The organism is Streptomyces sp. NPDC007991 (genome assembly GCF_042958445.1).
GTDB lineage: Bacteria > Actinomycetota > Actinomycetes > Streptomycetales > Streptomycetaceae > Streptomyces.
In genome coordinates, this window is record NZ_JBIBJD010000006.1 from 117175 (window position 1) to 135062 (window position 17888).

Annotated in this window: 13 protein-coding genes; all 13 read right to left on the minus strand. The window is 71.3% G+C overall.

All coding sequences use genetic code 11. The features are described 5' to 3' along the window. Position 1: 1 nt before the first annotated feature. The 13 genes from ACFZDA_RS18245 to ACFZDA_RS18305 all read right to left on the minus strand — a co-directional run bounded on the left by ACFZDA_RS18245 (position 2) and on the right by ACFZDA_RS18305 (position 17817). Positions 2 to 538 (minus strand): phage baseplate assembly protein V, encoded by a 537-nt coding sequence (locus tag ACFZDA_RS18245; protein WP_391082058.1) that lies wholly within the window; start codon positions 536 to 538, stop codon positions 2 to 4. 39 nt (positions 539 to 577) lie between these two features. Further along, entirely contained in the window at positions 578 to 1717 is a 1140-nt protein-coding gene (locus ACFZDA_RS18250; protein WP_086564671.1) for a hypothetical protein, read from the minus strand. Further along, positions 1710 to 2078, minus strand: coding sequence for a hypothetical protein (locus ACFZDA_RS18255; RefSeq protein ID WP_391082061.1), 369 nt, complete (start codon positions 2076 to 2078; stop codon positions 1710 to 1712). The genes ACFZDA_RS18250 and ACFZDA_RS18255 overlap by 8 nt, the downstream gene beginning before the upstream one ends. Before the next feature lie 9 nt (positions 2079 to 2087). Beyond that, positions 2088 to 2774, minus strand: coding sequence for a hypothetical protein (locus ACFZDA_RS18260; RefSeq protein ID WP_086564669.1), 687 nt, complete (start codon positions 2772 to 2774; stop codon positions 2088 to 2090). Further along, positions 2771 to 3364: a HEAT repeat domain-containing protein gene (locus ACFZDA_RS18265; protein WP_391082064.1), complete on the minus strand. Its 594-nt coding sequence runs from the start codon at positions 3362 to 3364 to the stop codon at positions 2771 to 2773. Before ACFZDA_RS18265 ends, ACFZDA_RS18260 begins: the two co-directional genes overlap by 4 nt. 20 nt (positions 3365 to 3384) lie before the next feature. Further along, positions 3385 to 10440 carry a DUF4157 domain-containing protein gene (locus ACFZDA_RS18270; RefSeq protein WP_391082067.1) on the minus strand — a complete coding sequence of 2352 codons (7056 nt, stop codon included), beginning with the start codon at positions 10438 to 10440 and terminating at the stop codon, positions 3385 to 3387. Continuing rightward, positions 10437 to 10772, minus strand: a complete 336-nt coding sequence (locus ACFZDA_RS18275) for a hypothetical protein (RefSeq protein ID WP_391082070.1) — start codon at positions 10770 to 10772, stop codon at positions 10437 to 10439. Before ACFZDA_RS18275 ends, ACFZDA_RS18270 begins: the two co-directional genes overlap by 4 nt. Beyond that, positions 10763 to 12832, minus strand: a complete 2070-nt coding sequence (locus ACFZDA_RS18280; protein ID WP_391082072.1) for an AAA family ATPase — start codon at positions 12830 to 12832, stop codon at positions 10763 to 10765. The genes ACFZDA_RS18275 and ACFZDA_RS18280 overlap by 10 nt, the downstream gene beginning before the upstream one ends. Before the next feature lie 8 nt (positions 12833 to 12840). Continuing rightward, the gene (locus ACFZDA_RS18285; protein WP_391082075.1) at positions 12841 to 13755 is read right to left on the minus strand and encodes a Pvc16 family protein; all 915 of its coding nucleotides are present in this window, start codon (positions 13753 to 13755) and stop codon (positions 12841 to 12843) included. A gap of 112 nt (positions 13756 to 13867) precedes the next feature. After that, entirely contained in the window at positions 13868 to 14617 is a 750-nt protein-coding gene (locus ACFZDA_RS18290; protein WP_391082077.1) for a hypothetical protein, read from the minus strand. Further along, a complete protein-coding gene (locus tag ACFZDA_RS18295) occupies positions 14610 to 15344 on the minus strand; it encodes a hypothetical protein (RefSeq protein ID WP_391082080.1) in 735 nt (244 codons plus the stop codon). Before ACFZDA_RS18295 ends, ACFZDA_RS18290 begins: the two co-directional genes overlap by 8 nt. A 48-nt stretch (positions 15345 to 15392) precedes the next feature. Continuing rightward, positions 15393 to 15917 carry a phage tail protein gene (locus ACFZDA_RS18300; RefSeq protein WP_004003113.1) on the minus strand — a complete coding sequence of 175 codons (525 nt, stop codon included), beginning with the start codon at positions 15915 to 15917 and terminating at the stop codon, positions 15393 to 15395. Positions 15918 to 15951: 34 nt separating this feature from the next. Beyond that, positions 15952 to 17817 (minus strand): phage tail sheath subtilisin-like domain-containing protein, encoded by a 1866-nt coding sequence (locus ACFZDA_RS18305; RefSeq protein ID WP_391082083.1) that lies wholly within the window; start codon positions 17815 to 17817, stop codon positions 15952 to 15954. Positions 17818 to 17888: the final 71 nt, after the last annotated feature.

Below are 17888 nucleotides of genomic sequence, written 5' to 3' on the forward strand. Positions count from 1 at the left end.
CCTATCGCTTGGACGCGACGGTCAACTGGCCCTCGTTCACGTCGACCTGGTCGCCGCGCAGGGTGATTTCCGCGCCCAGTCCGTTGGAGATGACGATGGCTTCCTTGGTGATGCGGATGTACGCCCCGCCCTGCGCCTGGAGCAGGATCCCCTGGTCGGTGCCGGGCGGATCGCTCATCACGATCTTGTGCGCCTCGGGTGTCTGGACCACGACGGGCTTGGCCTGGGACGCGGGCTGGACGAGCCGGCGGGCGTCGGGCGGCAGCTCGGCCTGCGCCCCGTACCAGCACCCCGTCCACACCGGGAAGCTGGGGTCGCCCTGCTCGAACTCGACCCACACGCCGGCCCCGGGCGACGGCACCGTGAACTGCCCGGCCTGCGGGCCCGTGAACGGCAGACAGGGCAGCGCCCAGGTCGACGGCTCGTCGCCCAGGACGTCCGGGACCTCGACGGTGATGCGGCCGATGTGCAGCGGATCGTCGTTGTCCACGACTCGTCCGCGGAACTTGCCGAGGTAGCGATTGCCGGGTGCCGCCATGTGAACTGCTCCTGGTCGTGATGATCGGTTCTGGGTGGATCAGGGCCTGACGTAGGCGCTGCGTGCTTCGAGTCCCTCTCGGGAGAGCGTGAAGTTCTGCCGGAAGGAGCCCGGGCGCAGGGTGTGCGTGACGGACTTGACGTAGTAGTCGCCGTCGTACGTACGGCCCGAGCCGCGCACGCCGACCAGTTGGCGCGGCTGGAGGATGTAGCCGTGCCGGTTCACATCGAGGGAGCCGGAGCCGGAGATGACGTCGGCGGACACGGCGGCCCGGGCGAGCAGTTCGGCCTCGGCCTGCTCACGCTGCTGTTTGGCGGTGCCGGAGAGCGTCTTGCGTTTCAGGGCGGGGGTGGGCCGCTTGCCCAGCGGCGGCCGCAGCGGGCTGATCGGCGGTTGCGGCAGCAGGGTCGACTGCCGGGTCCCCGGGTCCTGCCAGCGGGCCTGCGGCTCCTCCCGCGCCGTCCCGTCGTAGGCGAAGGTCAGCTGGTCGACGGTGGAGTGGGCGTCCATGTTGACGTTGAGGGCGTGCTGGCGGATGCCCAGGCGGACCTCGGGCCCCCAGCGTGCGCTGGACTGTCCGGGGGCCGGTCCGGGTTCCAGGTAGAAGGTGTAACCGTTGGCCCGGGCGAGCTCGTTGATGTACTGGAGGTCGGTGCCCGTCTGGTAGTGGACGCGGAGGTCCTGGTGCGGGGGCTGGGTGACCTTCTCGGTGTACACGTCGGGCCGGATGCCGTAGTCGGAGTAGCGGCGCAGGAGGGTGAGGACCCGCTGTGAGGGCGGCATGTTGGGATACCGGTCCGTGCGCTCCTCCAGGTCCATGACGAGGGCCAGGTCCTCTCCGGTGACGGTGAGGGTGGAGTGGCCCGGCTGGTTGCTGGCCCCGACCTCCTGGCGGACGATCAGCCCGTCGAACAGCACCTCGGGCGTGCCACGGACGGTGACGGTGACGACGAGACGCGTCTTCGGGTCGAAGAAGCCCTCGGGCAGCAGGGTGCGGTTGATGAGGCCGTTCTTGGTGAGGTCGAAGGCCAGCTGGAAGCCGCTGCGTTCCCCGGCGGTGGCGGTGATCTGGGCGGACAGCAGGGCCTCGGTCACCTCGGCGGGGACGGGACGCACCAACTGCGGTCCCATGTGCAGCGTGATGTGAACGGGCCCGCGGCCCACGGGCAGTTCAGCCACGCCTCTCTCCTCGCGGGAAGTGCCCGGCGAGCGGGATGTCGACCTCGCTGCCCGGTTCGGCGGTCAGCTCACGCGGGTCCAGCACGGGGTTGGCGTCGGCGATCTGCCACCACTGGCCGGGGTCGCCGAAGTAGCGCTGGGCGAGGAGATCGGGACGCTCACCGGTACGCACGGTATGCACCTGCGTGTCCTCGCTCTCGTCGACGGGCGGGAGCAACCGGCGCTTGGTGTAACGCACTTCCCTTCCGTCGGGCTGCCGGTGCACCCCGATCTCGGCGTCGTGATAACGGCTGGTGCGCGGGTACGGGTGTGCCCCCGGTATCGCGTCGAGCGCGCTCTCGTACGGTTCGATGCCGGCCATGTCCGGTACTCAGCCCCTTCCCACCGTGATGTCACCGGGCCTGAGCCCGAGCGATCCGAGCCCCGCGGTCCGTGCCGCGCCGGCGAGGCGTTCCTTCTGTGCGAGGTGCGCGTAGTACAGCTCTGCGCCGGGGTGGCCGAGCGGCAGATCACTGACGGTCAGCACCTTCAGGCCGATGCTCAGGGAGGCCCGGATCGGATTGAGGTTCACGTCGAAGGCGGACTCGTTGATGGACAGCTCCGTCAGCCGCACGGGCATGACACGCTTACTGCCCCAGGTGAACAGGGTCAGCGGCATCTCGATCGGGCTGATCTCGATGGTCCCCTTCTTCGACAGCCGGCTCGCTTCCCTGAGCTGCGCGGAGGTCGGCTGCACGAGCATTTCGAGCACGGCGAGCTGGGGGTGGATACCGTCGGGCGCGGCGATCTCGAACTGGTCGGTGGCGTCGATCTCCGCGGTGAACTTCCAGGTCTCCTGAGCGGGGCCCTTGAGGCGGAGGGCCTCGTTTCTGTCCCCGTTCCCGCTGCCTCCTCCGCCGGAATCCCCACTGCCTCCTGCCGACTGCGGCGAGAGGCTGCGTTCCAGGGTGTCGGGGTTGAACTGGAGGACGATGATGCGTTGGGGGGTGCCGCGGTCGGGGTCCAGGAGGACTATTCCGGAGCGGATGGGTTTGGGGATGTCTGCGTAGCGGGTCATTGGGAATCGCCTACCTCGTTGAACACCCTGATGGCCTCTTCGATTTCTGCCAGGACGGCTGGATCCTGCTCGTCGCTCCGCATGTGCTCGAGATAGCTCTTGAGCTCCGGCCAGGCGGTGTAGCGGATGGCCCACACGGCAGCCCGGCGCACGGCAGGCTTCTTGTGCCCGATCGAGTCCCGGATCCTGGAGGTGACCGTGTCGTCAGGGCGTTTGGGCGCGCCCACGCCCAATCGCAGCAGCCAGGCCGCCCACCCAGCCGGATACATGTTGATGTCGAACTCTTCCGCGAGCTGTGGAACGGAGTAGGAAGGCAACGAGTCCTGGATGGTGTCTGCGATGCGATCGGCTTCTGCCTCGCTCTGGTGCTGAGCCACCATGTAAAGGGAGTCGGCAAACTCATCGATGATGAAATGGACGGTGTTCCCCTGGCTCGTCTCCCACCGGGCTTCATAGAACACGCCTCGCTCGGGATCCCTCGGCACATGCCCCAGGTAGGACCAACCTTGCCGCTCGGCGAAGTCCCAGATCTGCGCGTCCGGGATGTCGTTCCTCAGCACGATGCGACGGCTGGCGTGTCGTTCGGTCATTTTACGACTTTCTGTCTGATTCATGGGGTGAACCCGTAGATCCTGTACACCTCGGCACGTATGCGACCGAAAAGTTCCTTCTTCGGATCCGGGCTTCCCGCGTAGTTGAGTTCCAGAGAGGAAGCCCATCCTTGCAAGAACCTGACTTCGCGACGAGCCATCTCCTTGGCGCCCGGAGAGTCGATGACAGATTTCTGCGCCACCGCGCTGCCCCATGCCGCCCTGGCGTACGACTCCTCCCAGCGTGACATCTTCTGCCGAGCCCGCTCGCGTTCCTCGTCACCGGCGTTCTTGTCGAGGGCAGTCTTGCGAGCCTCGTTGTAATCCTGCTTCGTGATGCCGTCGGCGGTTGTGTGCTTGTCCCGACGGACCCCGGTGAGCTGCTCGAGGTCAGGGGATGTGAGCCCTTCCCTCCTGCCGTGGGCGGTCATCCTGTCGATGATCCGGTCTTCGGGCTGGGTCTCGCTCGCACCGGCGATCTGATCCTCGAAGAGCAGTCTCGCGTTGAGCCGTCGGGCCATGCTCTGGGCTCCGCCACCCCATTTGGAGTTCTTCTTGGCCACCTTCGTGGGGAGGCCCATCGGAATCTTCGGGAGGATCTTCTGGAGCGAAGCCATCCCTCTCTTCCGCTGCGCCTGGTTCACCTGGCTGCTCGGGCGCGCGGCCAAGCTGTAAGCGAGCCCTCGGTAGACGAGGTCGCTCGGTGAGCGGTTCTCCTCGACCGCACCCAGGCTGTGCAGGAAGAGCCGCTCGTGCCTGGGGGCGGTCGCGGACCCTCCATTTCCATTGAGGTCATTCACCATGGACTCGGCCAGTTCCCGTTGCGCCGGTCCTGACATGGGGCCCAGCATTTCCGCGTAATCGTGGTTGAACTGTTCGGCCTTCGATATACCGACCTGCGTCACGAACTGATTGCGCGGGCTGTCCGACTGCTGCACCGACACCGAGTTGCCGTGCGCGTCGGTGAACCGCACATTCTGCCCTCGCGTCATTTCGGTTTCCGGGCTGCGAAGATGTGACGCCATCGCCGGAGAGTATCCGTTCGCGCCCACGTCGACTTGCCTGCCCTGCCCCGACAGAGCGGCGGCCCGACCCTGCACCCGCGGCGAGTTCTGGACCTCGTCGGCCACCTCCCGTATATAGCGGAGCAGTTCGTCGCGGTCGACACGCACGCCGGCAATCTTGGTCTTGGCCCGTGGATTGAGGACCGCTTCGAAGTCGAAGTTCCTGCCGCCGATCACCGTGAGTGCGGTGAGGCGGTGCCACATGCGCAGGCTTGCGGTCGTGGCGCGAAGCAGCTTGCCCTGCACGCCCTTCTTGAGGAGACCGAGCAAGACCGGTCGAATGCGGGACACGATCTTTGCGAGGCGCGCCTCTTTGGAATCCTCTTCCTTCTTCCGCTTCTCCTTCTCCGGCTTCGACTTCGGCCTGCCCGGACCGGCCTTGTCGGGTTTGGGCTTGGCATGGCCAGGACCGCGGCGGGCCGGTTCCGTCCGCGTCTTGGGCCTGGCGGGGCCCTCCTTGTCCGGCTTGCGCTTGTCGGAAGCGTCCTTGTCCGGCTTCTGCTTCGGCTTGCCGGGCGCGTCCTTGCCGCCCTTGGAGTCCTTGGGCTTGCCCGGCTCGTCCTTCGGCTTCCGCGCGTCCTGGTCCTTGGGCTTGCCCGGGGCGTCCTTGCCGTCGTCCTTCGCCCTGGTGCTGTCGCCCCTGTCCTTGTCGTCCCTGGGCTTGCCCGGGGTGTCCTTGTCGTCGTCCTTCGGCTTGTCCGGTGTCCTGCCGTCGGTGTCCTTGGGCTTCGGCTTCGCGTCCGCGTCGCGCTTCGCAACCGGCGTCGGGCGGGTGTCCGGCTGGGTGTCGGGGGCCTTGTCCGTCTTCGGGCGGGCCGGCGCGTCCGTGGCCGTGGGTTTCCTCGTGTCGATCGGCTTGTCCGACTTGGGCTTGCCCGGAGTCGAGTCCTGATCCTTGCCGGGGCCCCTGTCCTTGCCCGGCACCTGCGTCGTCGGCCGGTTCGGGTCGGCCTTCGGCTCCGGCTTCGCGTTCGGCTTCGTGCTCGGGCCCGTGGCCTTGCCCGGCTTCGGCAGGGTGTCGGCGGGAGCGGGACGGGCCGGCTTCGAGTCGTCTCCCTGGCCGGTCTTCGGCTTGTCGCCGCCCTTGCCCGGCTTGCCGAGCTTCGCCGCCACGCCCTTCAGACGGCGGCCGATCTTCGCGACGTACTTGCCGATGCCGCTCAGAAGCGCCTCGTAGGCCAGTTCGAGGAGCGCGACGATACCCGCCGCGACCGCCTTGGCGAAGAGCACGCCCGCGCCACCCTGGCGGACCGCCTTCAGCCAGTCGAGGACCGCGCCCATCGCGCGCAGGATCTCGCCGAGGGCGCCGATGGCCGTGCGGATCGCGTCGATGACCGCCATGACCCAGCCGGCGCCGGGGATCAGCTTGGCGATGACCTTCGTGATGACGATCTCGCCGATGATGAAGGGGAGCTGCGGGACGATGGCGTCCCACGTCTCCTTCACGATCTTCTCCAGGGTGTAGCCACCCTTGATCAGCTTGTCGAGGATCGCCCTCGGGATGCCGATGATCTCCTCGATCTTGGACTGGAACCAGGACTTGACCGCGGCCTGTACCTCACGGAACAGGTGGTTCTTCGCACCGTCCACGGCGGAGTTCTTCGCGCCGCTCAGCCAGCCGCCCGGGTCGGAGAGGAAGTCGACGGCGACCATCATGAACTCGCCGAGCCCGGCGAGGAGTTTCGAGGCGTAGTCGAGCACCGTCTTGACCGCGTCCACGACCGCCTTGACGACGTCCATGAGCATCTTCTTGAGGATGTTCAGGATGTCGCTCAGCAGTTTCGCGAGGGCGTCCAGCAGATCGGAGATGAGCTGCTTCAGCTGCGCCGCGAGCTTCGTGACGAACGCGATCGCCGCCGCGATGAGGTCGGTGATGAACTTCCTGATGCGGTTCGCCAGTTCGATGACGGCCCGGACCATCGCCTTGGCGAACTCGATCAGATCGTTGATCAGGTTCTTGACCGTGTCGACGATGAACCTGCGGGCCTCGTTGATCCAGCGTTCGGCGTTCTCCTTGAAGTTCTTGATGAAGTTGACGACCGCGTCACGCGCCGCCCGGATGATCCGGACGATCGCGTTCTTGATCTCGATGACCTTCTCTTTGAGCCATTCGAAGGCCTTGGTGACCCAGTTGCCGGACTCCTTGGCGGCCGTGTCGGTCTTGTTCTTCGCGTCCGACTCCGCTGTGGTGGCCTTGTCCTGGATCTTCTTGTCGCTGTCCTTCTTCTCCTGCTCGACGTCGTCGTCGGTCTTCTTCTCCCGCTCCTTGACGTCCTTGCGCACCTTCTCGTGCTTCTCGGTCTTCTTCGTACCGAGCTTCTTCAGCTCCTCGTCCTGCTCGGTGCGCCAGTCGGCGCGCTGTGACGTGACCTCGTCGAGGGTCTTGCCGCGTTTGCCCGCCTGCGCGTCGGTGTTCTTGCCGACCTCGCTGTCGACGTTCCGCTTGTGCTTGTGCTGCGAGTCGCGGAAGTCCCTGTCCTTGGCCTGACGGCCCTCGGACATGCCCTTCTGGCCCTGGCTGAAGGCCCGTTGGAACTCCGGGCCGCGGTCGTGCTCCGCCACCTCGGACGCCGCCTCGGCCGGCACGGCGCCGGTTCCCGCGCCCCCGCCTGCGGGCACACCGCCCTTGCCGCCGCCCTGCTGCCCCGGGACCTTCCCCTTCAACTGCTCCTCGGGAGCGTTGGGGTACACCTGGTTCTCGCCCATCGGGCGGGCGGCGTCGTCCTTGCCCGTCGCGACGGTCTCCTGGCCCTTGCTGTCGACCGCGGCGCCCTGCTCGCCGGCCGTCTGCTCGGCGGCGCCCTGCATCTCCACGCCCGGCGCGTTGCCGGCCTGAGCCTGCTTCAGGGCCTCGTCCTTGGTGGGCAGCCCGGCGAACTTGGCCGCCAGCTCCTGCGGGTCCACCACCGGTTCGTCGGCGCCGAAGAAGCTGGTGACCCCGTTGACGATCTTCGCGCCGACGAAGCCCAGGGCCATCTTGAAGGTGTCCCAGCCGCCGGGCTCCTCGGCCTTCTCCGCCTCGATCTGGCCCTCGGGCTTCTTCTCGCCCTTGACCTCGGCCTTCTCCTCCTTGGGTGCCTCGGCCTTCTGCGCCGGGTCCTGCGAGTACCGCGCCGGTGCGTCGGCCTTCGGCTTGCCCTCCAGAGTCTGCGGCGCGCCCGCCGGGCGCTGCATCGAGGGGGGCGCGGCGGCGAGCTGCTGGTGCTCGTCGCCGACCGTGCGGTCCACGGCGCCGCCGACGCCGCCCATCGCCTGAAGCGCCTTGTGCGGCTTGAGCTTGGAGGCCGTGGACAGGCCGGCCTCCGGGGAGACCTGGGAGAGGTTCGGCGCCGGTGCGGAGTCCTTCTTCTTGCCCTTGCCCGGCGCGGATCCCCTGCCGCCACCGCCGCCACCGGCGCCTCCGCCACCCCGTGGCGCCCTGGGCGCGGGCGCGGCCTTGGGCTCCGGTGCCTCCTTCGATGCCTTCGGGGCGTTCCTGGGGGCTTCCTTCGACGCCGGTGACGAAGACGGGGCGGCGGGCGCGGGAGCCGGGGACTCCGGTGCCTTCGTGGGCGTCGCCGCCGCAGGCGCGGAGTCCTCGCTCCTCGTCGGCTCCGCCTCGGGCGACCCGCTCTGCGTCCCCTCGGCCGCCTCGTTGCTCGCGCCGCCCGGGGTGTTCGCGTGGGAACCGCCCGTGACATGCGTATCCCGGGCGGGGGACGGGGACTTCGCGTCCGCCGACGGTTGCCCGCCGCTCGTCGAGCCGCCGGCACCCTCCTGCGTCTGGCCGGTGGTGGCGCTGCCCTTGGCCACGGTCTCCGGCGCCGCCGCCGTACCGCCCGCCGCCTTCTGGGACTGCTTCTCCTGAGCGCCCTGGTCCCTGTCGCCCGCGGCCCGGGTGTTGCGCTCCTCCTTGGCGGCGGTCTCCTTCTCCGCGCCGCCGCCCTCGGAGTTGCCGGGGGCCTCCTGGACCGTCTTCTGCGCGGCGACGGGCCCCGCCTTCGGGTCGTCTCCGCTCTTCGGGTCCTTCGACGGTGCGCCGGGGCCGGGCCGGGACTCGGCGTCCCGCTCGGCCCCCAAGCTGCCGAGGAGGCTGTCCCCAGGGCCGCCCTCGGTCTCCACCGAGGGGCCGGGTTCCGTGGGCGCCGCGGCGTCGTCCTCCTCCGGCTCCGGTTCGGCCGCCTCGTCCTCGGCGTCCTCCGCGTCACGTTCGGCCTGCACCTTGTCGGCCTTGGTCACGGGGGGAGCCGGGAACGACGGTGCGGACTGCCCGCCGGAGGAGGACGGGTCGAGCCGGCCCGCGCTCGGCACGCCGGACACGTCCGGGTCCTGCTCCGGCAGGAAGTCCTCCGGCTGGAGCTTGACGTCCCAGGCGCTCTTCTCGGCGCCGCCGACGTCCACCTCCGACTCGCTGCCCGAGCCGAACGGATCGTCCTCGGGGGACTCCTCGGGCCCTTCGAGATCCTGGTTGCGTACGCCGTCGAGCCTGCTCGTCCTGCCGGGCAGTTCGGTGTCCTTGCCCGCCGCCGTGGCCGAACCCGCGGGCTTGTCCCTGCCGCCCTTGTCCTCCTGCTTCGGCTTCTGGCCCGCCGCGAGCTGCTCGGCCGCTCCGGGGCGGTTCCTGGCCGCGGACTCCTCCCTGCTCGCGGCGTCCGCGCCCTGCCGGCTGGTGGTCTCCTCTTTGCCCTGCGCGCCCTGCTTGTCCTGGCCGCCCTTCTTGTCCCCGCCCTCGTCCCGGCCGCCGTCCTGCTCGCGCTCCCGGGCGCCCGCACCGGACCCCTCGGAATTCTGCTCCCGGGTCCGCCCGGCTGCCCCGGCGGAGGCGCCGGCCGGCTCGCTCGTGGCGGCGCCCCGGCCCTCGGTCTGCCCCGACTGCTCCTGCGACGCGGCCGGCGTGCCCTCCTGGCTTCCGGCCGCTCCGGACTCCTGACGCCCTGTCGCTCCGGGCTCCTGACGCCCTGCCGCTCCGGACTCCTGACGCCCCCGCGGCGCTCCCCCGCCCTGCGGCGTACTCCCTCTCTCCGCGGTCCCGCCGTTGCGCGGGGTGCTGCCAGGGGCGCTCTCCTCCTCGGCTCGGTCCTTCTCCGGTCCGGGTGCCAGGGCCGGCCGCTGGGCCCGGGTCTGCTCCTCTTCGACGGAGCGCTGCTCGCTCTCCCGCTCCTGCCGCAGTTCCTCCGCCGCGTCGGGCTCGACGGCCGGTGCGTCCGGCGGCGGACGCTCCGCGTCACCGCCGAGGGCCGCGTCCGCCTCGATCTCCTCGACGAGGTCCAGCACCTTGTCCTGCTCCGAGCCGAGCAGCCTGTCCTCCAGGCGCTCCAGGACCCGGTCGAGCAACTCCTCGGGAAGCCGGACCAGTTGCTGCCGCGTGCGCTTGGAGAGGTCTTCCGGGTCGGCGCGCAGCGACCGTACGACGGAGTTCGCCAGGCGGTCCAGCATGGTCGCCGGGTCGATCTGCTCCAGCCGGTTCCGGTCCGCGTCCACGGTGGCGTACCGCAGCCAGCCCGGCGTGGCCTGCCCCGCCTCCAGCTCCGGGGTGCCCGGGGCGGACCGGTCGTTCCCCGCGGCCTCCGGACGCGCGAGATCCTTCGCGACGGATTCGGCCTCCCGCTCGATGGCCTGCTGCGGCAGGCTGACCGCGCCGAGCTCGCGCCCGGCCCGGAGCGCACCCAGGCCGTGCGGGTTCTGCACGGTGTGCAACAGCTCGTGGGCGAGCAGGCGTTGGCCGTCCGTGGTGCCGGGGCGGTAGGCGCCCTCGCGGAAGAAGACGTCCTGGCCGACGGCGACCGCGTCCGCACCGAGCAGCTCCGTCAGCCGGCCGGCCTCCGGCCCGGTGTGCAGTCGTACGCGGCTCAGGTCGTGGCCGAGCTGCTCCTCCAGGTCCCGCCGTACGCCCGCGTCCAGGGGCTGGCCGGCGCCGCTGACGATGTTCTTGGGCTCCGGGCTGCGGGCCTTGGCCGCCTTCTCCCGGCGCTTGCGGCGGCGCTGCTCGGCGGACTGTTCGGAACGGGAGTCCTGGGTCGGGGACGCGCTCACCGCGTCACCCCCCCGCGGCCGGAGAGCCCGCAGTGCACGGCGCGCGCCAGTTCCTGGCCGAGCCGGCGCGAGGAGAGTCCGGCGGGCAGCGGCGGCAGTCCGGTCAGCGTGTCCAGGGTCAGGGGGCCGTCGGCCGCCAGCGGTACGCCGTGTTCGCGGACCAGCCGGTCGAGTTCCCGCTCGAAGGCGGCAGTGACCCGGTCCGGGTCCACGCGGAAGCCTTCGAGGACGAGTTCGCCGATGTCCACCCGGATCGCGCTCGGCGCGCGATTCTCCTCGGGGCCCCGGTCCCTGCCCGCGTTGCGGCTGCCGCCGTCCCGGCTCACACCCATCCGCGCACCTCCGTCGGCGTCAAGGAGCGCTCCAGCTTCAGGTATTCGGTCCGGGCCGCCGCGGCCATGTGCCGCATCTGCAGGGCCTCGCCCTCCTCGGCGGCCAGGAACGCCCCGGACAGGGCGATGTTGCGGATCGAGCCGCCCGCCACGGTGAGCTGGGCGAGCAGCCGGGGGTCGAGGTCCTTGACCGGTGCCTGCGGCGGCAGCACGCGGCGCCAGATCTCGGCGCGTTCGTGTTCGGCCGGGAAGGGGAAGTCGACGACGAAGCGGATGCGCCGCAGGAAGGCGTTGTCCAGGGCCTTCTTCATGTTGGTGGTGAGGATGGCGAGCCCGCGGTAGGCCTCCATCCGCATGAGCAGATAGCTGACTTCGAGGTTGGCGTACCGGTCGTGGCTGTCCTTGACCTCGCTGCGCTTGCCGAACAGGGCGTCGGCCTCGTCGAACAGCAGCAGCGCGCCGCCCGCCTCGGCGGCGTCGAAGACCCGGCGGAGGTTCTTCTCGGTCTCGCCGATGTACTTGCTGACGACCTGGGAGAGGTCGATGACGAACAGGTCGAGGCCGAGTTCCTTCGCCATCACCTCGGCGGCGAGCGTCTTGCCCGTGCCGGAGCCGCCCGCGAACAGCGCGGTGACGCCGAGGCCACGGCGCAGGGTCTGAGCGAACCCCCACTCCTGGTGGACAGTGGGGCGCTGCCGCACATGCGCGACGATCTCCCGCAGGACGCTGGTCTGCCGCTCGTGCAGCACCAGGTCGTCCCAGCCTGCCCGCGGTTCGATACGGCGGCCCAGCTCGTCCATGCCCATACGGGCCTCGCCCAGACCGGCCCGCCAGGCGAGCTGTACGGCCTCCAGCTCGTCCTCGTAGGGCAGTTCGCGCCGTACGGTGGCGGCGGCGGAGCGCACGACGTGCGGAGGCAGCTGGAACTGCGCGACCAGTGACCGCAGTTCTCCGTCGTCGAGGTCGGCCACGTCCCGGAAGGCGTCGGCCCACAGGTCGAACTGCTCGTCGTCGTCGAGGGGCGGCACGGACACGCGGGTGCCGTGCGGGCGGTCGCCGCGGCGCGGGTCGGCGCTGGACACGATGACGGGTACGGCGGCCCCGGCCAGGAACGCCTCGGTCGCCGCCTGCTGGTCCCGGTCCAGTTCGCCGGCCTCGACCAGCAGCGCGGCGGGCAGCAGGATCGCCTCGCGCTGCCACAGCCGGGCGAACCGGTCGCGTTCGGCGGCATCGGTGGGGATGTCCTCGGCGCTCATCGTGTACAGGGCGAGTCCGGCGCGTGCGGCGCCCGCGGCGGCGATGTCGGCGCGGCTGCGCAGGTCACCGCCGACCAGTTCGACGAGGAGCGGCGCGTCCGGCCGGGCGCCGTCCGCCCAGCCCGCCGCGACCCGGCTCGCGGCCAGGTCGTACGACGGCGGCAGCCGGTCCGGTACGGGGGTGCGGCGTGCCTGGCCGTGCAGCCGGGTGTCCAGGTAGGGCGAGCCGAGCAGGAAGTGCAGGATGCGTTCGTCGAGCCGGAGCCGGGAGGTCGTCAGCCGGGTCTCGTCCTCCAGTTCGACGATCCGCCAGCGGCGCAGCGGCGACACCGGGGTGAGGGCGCTCCAGTGGGGTTCGGCCAGGGCGGCCAGGGCGAGCGAGAAGGTGGGGTGGGCCCGCTCGGGGTCGGCACTCGCGGCGGCGCAGCGGGCGCCGGTCGTGGGGTCGAGTTCCTGGGCGGCGGTGAGCACGACGAGGTCGCGCTCGAAGGGGGTGAGGCCGAAGCAGGTGACGAGCGCGTCCAGAGCGGCGGTCCCGGGACCGGCGGCGGCGACCGGGGCGGTTTCGGACGCGGCACGGGCGTCGCCGTCGGCCGACGCGGCCGAAGCTGCCCCGGGTGCCTCGCCGTCATCACTCCTGGCCCGCTCCGCATGCGTGTCGACACGAGCAAGGACACGCCGGATCTCGTCGGCCAGCGCCGGTCCGCCGCCGTGTGCGGCGGTGCGTGCGGCGGCCTCCCGCGGCTGCCGCACCTCGTGCGAGCCGTGCGCTCCCATGTCGTCTCCCGCCCCCGTCGCTGCCATGTGCCGCCTCAGCTCTCCGCGTCCTCGCCGCCGGACGGGGTGTTCCTCGTCTCCTCGGCGGGGGACTTGGCGGTCTTCTTCGCGGTGGCGGTCCTGCGAGCACGCGCCGGAGCCTTGGCGGCGGTCTTGGCGGCGGTCTTGGCCGGGACCTTCGCGGCGGCCTTCGCGGGCGCCTTCGCAGGGGCGGCCTTCGCAGGGGCGGCCTTCGCAGGGGGCGTGCCCGACTCCCGCGTGGGCTCGGGCTCCGCGGCACCGCTCCGCTCGCTCGGCCGGGCTCCGCCCTCGGGAAGCCTCGGCGGCACCGGCGCGCCGGGCGCGCCGAACGGCAGCACCCGTACCTCGGGCCGCTCCACCGGCTTGCCGGGCACCGGGATCTCACGGCCGTCGATGAACACCAGGGCGGCCTGGTAGACGACCGACAGCGTGTACGGCGTCTGGTGGAGCATCCCCCACAGTTTCGACGTCTCGTCGATGTCCATCACGGTGGGCGTGAACCGCACCCGCTGCGCCGCCTCGGCCAGGTTGCTCCCCGACAAGTGGGCGCGTTCGCCCGCCAGTTCGATGATGTCCTTCGGCAGGACGGGGATCTCGTGCAGCGTGCGCACGACCGACCCGATGAGCCGCTGCCCGACCAGCTCGGCCTCCTCGCCGTAGGCGCTGATGAGGTAGTGCAGGTCGAGAGGTGCGGCCGCCCGCCGGACCAGCGTGCCGTCGGCGGCGCGGGTGGGCAGGTCGGTGTTGCGCTGTGCGGTGTTGGGCGTGACCTGGTACAGGAACACGGTGATGGTGGGCTCGGTCGGCGGGTCGGCCGGGGGTTTACGGGGCTCGACCTTGACCGCGATGTCGATGTCCGGCGGCAGGTTGGTCTCGATGAGCAGGGCGAGGGCCTGGGTGACGTGGGCGATGGCAAGTGCGTTACTCATGGCGTCGGTTCCTCGGTCCCTCTAGTCCTGCTCGTCCTGCCGGTCCCTCTGGTCCTGCTCGTCCCGCCGGGCCTGCTCGTCCCGCCAGTCCCGCACGTCGCTCTCCTCGTCCTCACTCGCGCCCCCTGGCCAGGTAGTCCGCCAGGCTGACGGCCGCCCGCGGACGCTCCGCGTCCCGGGGCCGGGGCCTGCCGCCGCCCTGGGGCGCGCCGCCGGCGGTGACCTCCAGCCGTCCGATCTGCACTTGCACCACCTGCTCGGCCTGGCGCCCGGGCCGCCGGGCCGCTGCCTGCCGGACGGCGTCCCGCGCGGCCGCCGTGTCCGCCGCGCGGGGGAGCAGTGCGGCGGACACGGCGGCGGGGGGAGCGGCGTCCGCGCCAGGGGGGGTTGGCACGGACGCCGCGTTCGTGGGGGCCGCCCGCTCCGTTCGGCCCCGGCCCGCCGCGCGGTGCGCGGTGTCGGGGACCGGCCGCGGCCCGGGGCCCGTCGGCGTGACGGGACGCAGCAGCGGCCTCCCGGGCTCGGTCGGCCGGGCGGGACGCATCCCGGTCTCGGTCGGGGCCGGGGCCTGCTCGGTCCGTACCACCGTCCGCTCCCGCTCCGTGCGGACGACCTCGCGGGCCGCCGGGCGGGCCGGGTCCGGCCGGGCGGCGGCGGACGGTGCGGCGACGGGCCACAGCGGCTCGGTGCCGTCCGGGTCCGGCGCGCCGCCCCGTACGGCCTCGATCCGTTCGAACGGTCCGGCAAGCCGGGGCCGTACGCGCGCCACGCCGGGGCGCCCCGCGCCGGGTGCCGCGTGCCGGGCGAGCAGCCGGTCGAGGAAGTCGGGCTCCGGGCGATCGGGCCCCGTGGACTCAGACATCCGCACACAGCTCCAGGTAGTAGCGGCGCCGCAGCGGGCTGAGCGCCAGGATCTCCGGCTCGCTCCAGCCGTACGCGGTGGCGAGCAGATGGACGTCGAGCAGGAGGTCGCGGGCCCAGGCGTCCAGTTCGGTCCACAGGTAGGAGGTGATGTCCAGTTCGGCCCGGGTGGCCTCGCCGCATTCGGGGCAGGCGACGTTGAGCGTGACGTCGCCGCCCGGGTCCGCGGCCCGGGCCGCCTCGGCGATCCGGCGCTGTACGGCGACGGGCAGCGCGTCAGCGGACACGGCCTGCCCGTCGCGCACGGCGGTGACCACGCACCGGGCGAGCAGGGCCCGGCGCGGGTCGGCGTCCCGGGCCGCCGCCGTCAGGTCGGCGACGGCGGGCACCCGGAACTCGACCTCCCAGCCGTCCTCGGCGACTCGCACCAGCGGATCGCCCCGGTCGGCCAGGGTGCGGGCGAACTCCCCTGCGTCCAGCTCGAACTCCATGTCCGCGCCGCACGCCGCGCATTCCAGGCGCACCTGCATCCGCTCGCCGAACAGGGCCCGGCGCAGGGCGAACAGATCCGCCTCGCGCTCCCCCACCGGCAGCGACAGCAGGGCCTGCGGGTCTCCGCCCAGGTCCGGCCGGGCGGCCCCGTGCAGCAGCAGGGCCCGCCCGGCCGGGGTCCGGTCCAGCCCGGTCTCCCAGGTGGCCAGGAACTCGGCCGCACGCGTGATGGCCATGCCATGCCTCCCCCCTTGCCTGCTCTGCCTGCTCTGCCTGCGGACCGCTTACGCCGGGTTCAGGAAGGAGGGCTCCTCCGGCTCGGGCACCTCGTAGTCCCGCTCCCAGCCCTCGCACTCGAGCTTCAGCGACTGGATGGCCACCGCGTTGGCGTTGGCGTCCAGTTCACCGAGGACCTGGTATTCGCTGGGCCAGGTCCGGTACAGCTTGTGCGAGACGGCGACCTGGCCGGCCTCGTTGAGGACCTGAATGACGATGTCCTTGCGGAAGTCGGCCAGCGAGACCTCCGATCCCAGGCCCGCGCCGACCTGCCAGACCTTGTTGGCCCAGCGGTCGAACTCGGGGTCGTGCGTGACGCCGCGCTCCAGGGTGATGCCCTCGAACTCGGAGCGGCCCGGCGACTTGCGCGGGGAGGACGGGTCGCCGCCGTGGCGGTGCTTGACGACCTCCGTCGTCCGCTTCAGCGGACTGATCTTGCTGATACCCGCGACCGTCCGACCGTCCCACAGGACCAGGAACTTGAAGTTCTTGTACGGGTCGAAACGATGGGCGTTGACCGTGAACTCTGCCATCGAAATTGTCCTCAGGGATTCCTAGGAGCGTTCCTCAGAGCGCGAACTGCCCGGACGTCTGCTGGATTTTGACGATCACGAATTCGGCCGGGCGCACCGGCGCGATGCCGACCAGGACGTTGACGATGCCGTTCTCGATGTCCTCGGCGGTCGTGGTGTCGCTGTCGCACTTGACGAAGTAGGCGTCGCGGGGCGTGCCGCCCTTGAAGGCGCCCTGGCGGAAGAGGGTGTGCAGGTACGAGGAGGCGGCGAGCCGGATCTGCTGCCACAGGTTCTCGTCGTTGGGCTCGAACACCGCCCACTGCAGGCCGCGTTGCAGACTCTCCTCGACGTGCAGGGCGAGCCGCCGCACCGGCACGTACTTCCACTCGCTGTCGAGTGCGTCGGAGCCCTCCAGGGTGCGCGCTCCCCAGACCACCGGGCCGGTCACGGGGAAGGTGCGCAGGCAGTTGACGCCGAGCGGGTTGAGCAGGCCGGTCTCGCGGTCGGTCAGGTTGACCGTGAGCGAGTGCACGCCGGCGAGGCGCGCCTCGGTGCCGGCCGGGGCCTTCCACACGCCGCGCTCGGAGTCCGTCCGGGCGATGACGCCCGCGACCGCGCCGGACGGCGGGAAGGAGCGCAGCCGGCCGGTGAGGGGGTCGGTGAGCTGGAGGTGCGGGAAGTACAGGCCGGCGTGGTTGCCGCGCACGGCGTCGAAGGCGGCGAGCCCGGCCCGGGCCGTGTCGACGCTGACCCAGGTGCCCGGCGCGTCGACCAGCAGGAAGATCCGCCTCTCCTGGCACAGCCGCTGGGCGGCCGAGACGACGGTGACGGCATCCTCCGTCTTCTCGTAGCCCGCGAGTTCGGGCAGCACGAGGAGGTTGACGTCGGCGACGCCGCGCAGTGCCTGGATGCCGGACTTGTCGGCCTCGGAGCCGATGAGGTCGCGCGGTCCGGGCGCCTCGCCGTCCTCGCCGCCCTCCAGCGGGAAGACGGGCGGGTTGACCGAGGCCTCCAGGCCCAGGTCGTTGGCGCACTCGCCGAGGAAGCGGACGACGTCCTCGGGGTCGGTGGAGCCCGCGACGACCTGGATGCGCCGGCCGAAGGCGGTGACCTCGGCGCCCGCGAAGGCGTGCTTGCCGGGCGCGTCGGGCAGGGCGCGCAGCTTGCGCTCCAGCAGCAGCGCCAGCTCGGCGACGGACGTCGGGGCCTCGCCGTCGCAGTCGGGGTCGTAGAGGGTGAACTCCCGCTCGACGTCGCCGATCTTGACGGTGAGGTCCACGGCGAGGTCGGGCAGTTCGTGCCCGAAGGGCTTGGAGACGGTGCCGGACGGGTCGGGGCGGCCCTCGCCGACGACCTCGACGCGGATCAGCCGGGAGCCGGCGTTGACGACGGTCTGCACGTACCGGCCGTGGGACGGGTCGGTGGACAGGCCGGTGTAGCTCTCGCGGGCCTCGCCCTTGGCGTCGTGGACGCGCAGGTTGAAGGTCTCGTCGGGGCGGGGGGTGTCGTAGTCGACGGCGACGCGCAGGCCGTTGCCCCACACGCCGGGTTCCTTGGCGTGCACCGTGAGGACGTCGCACTCGCTGTGGCCCTCGGTGGACTCCAGCGTGACGCAGGCGGCCTGGCCGCTGCCGGCCTTGGCGACCCGGACGATCACGGCGACGGTGCCGCCGTTGCCGAAGAACTGGTGAACGGCGTAGCCGACGGCGCTCTGGGCGCTCAGTCCCCCGAAGCGGCGCTCGAACTCGGTGAAGCTGGTGACGCGGACCGGTTCGTTCAGCGGACCGCGGCGGGTGTGGCCCACGAAGGCGGTCACCGAAGTGGTCAGGGTCGAGATGGTGCGGGTGCTGCTGGGAAGCTCTTCGACGTAGACACCGGGATACGTCGGCTTGGCGGCGCTCACTGCACTCATCGGCATTCCCCCTCCTATCCCTGTCTCGGGCACCGGATGAAGGCACCAAGAGAGGTGAGGGAGAGACGTGCCGGCCA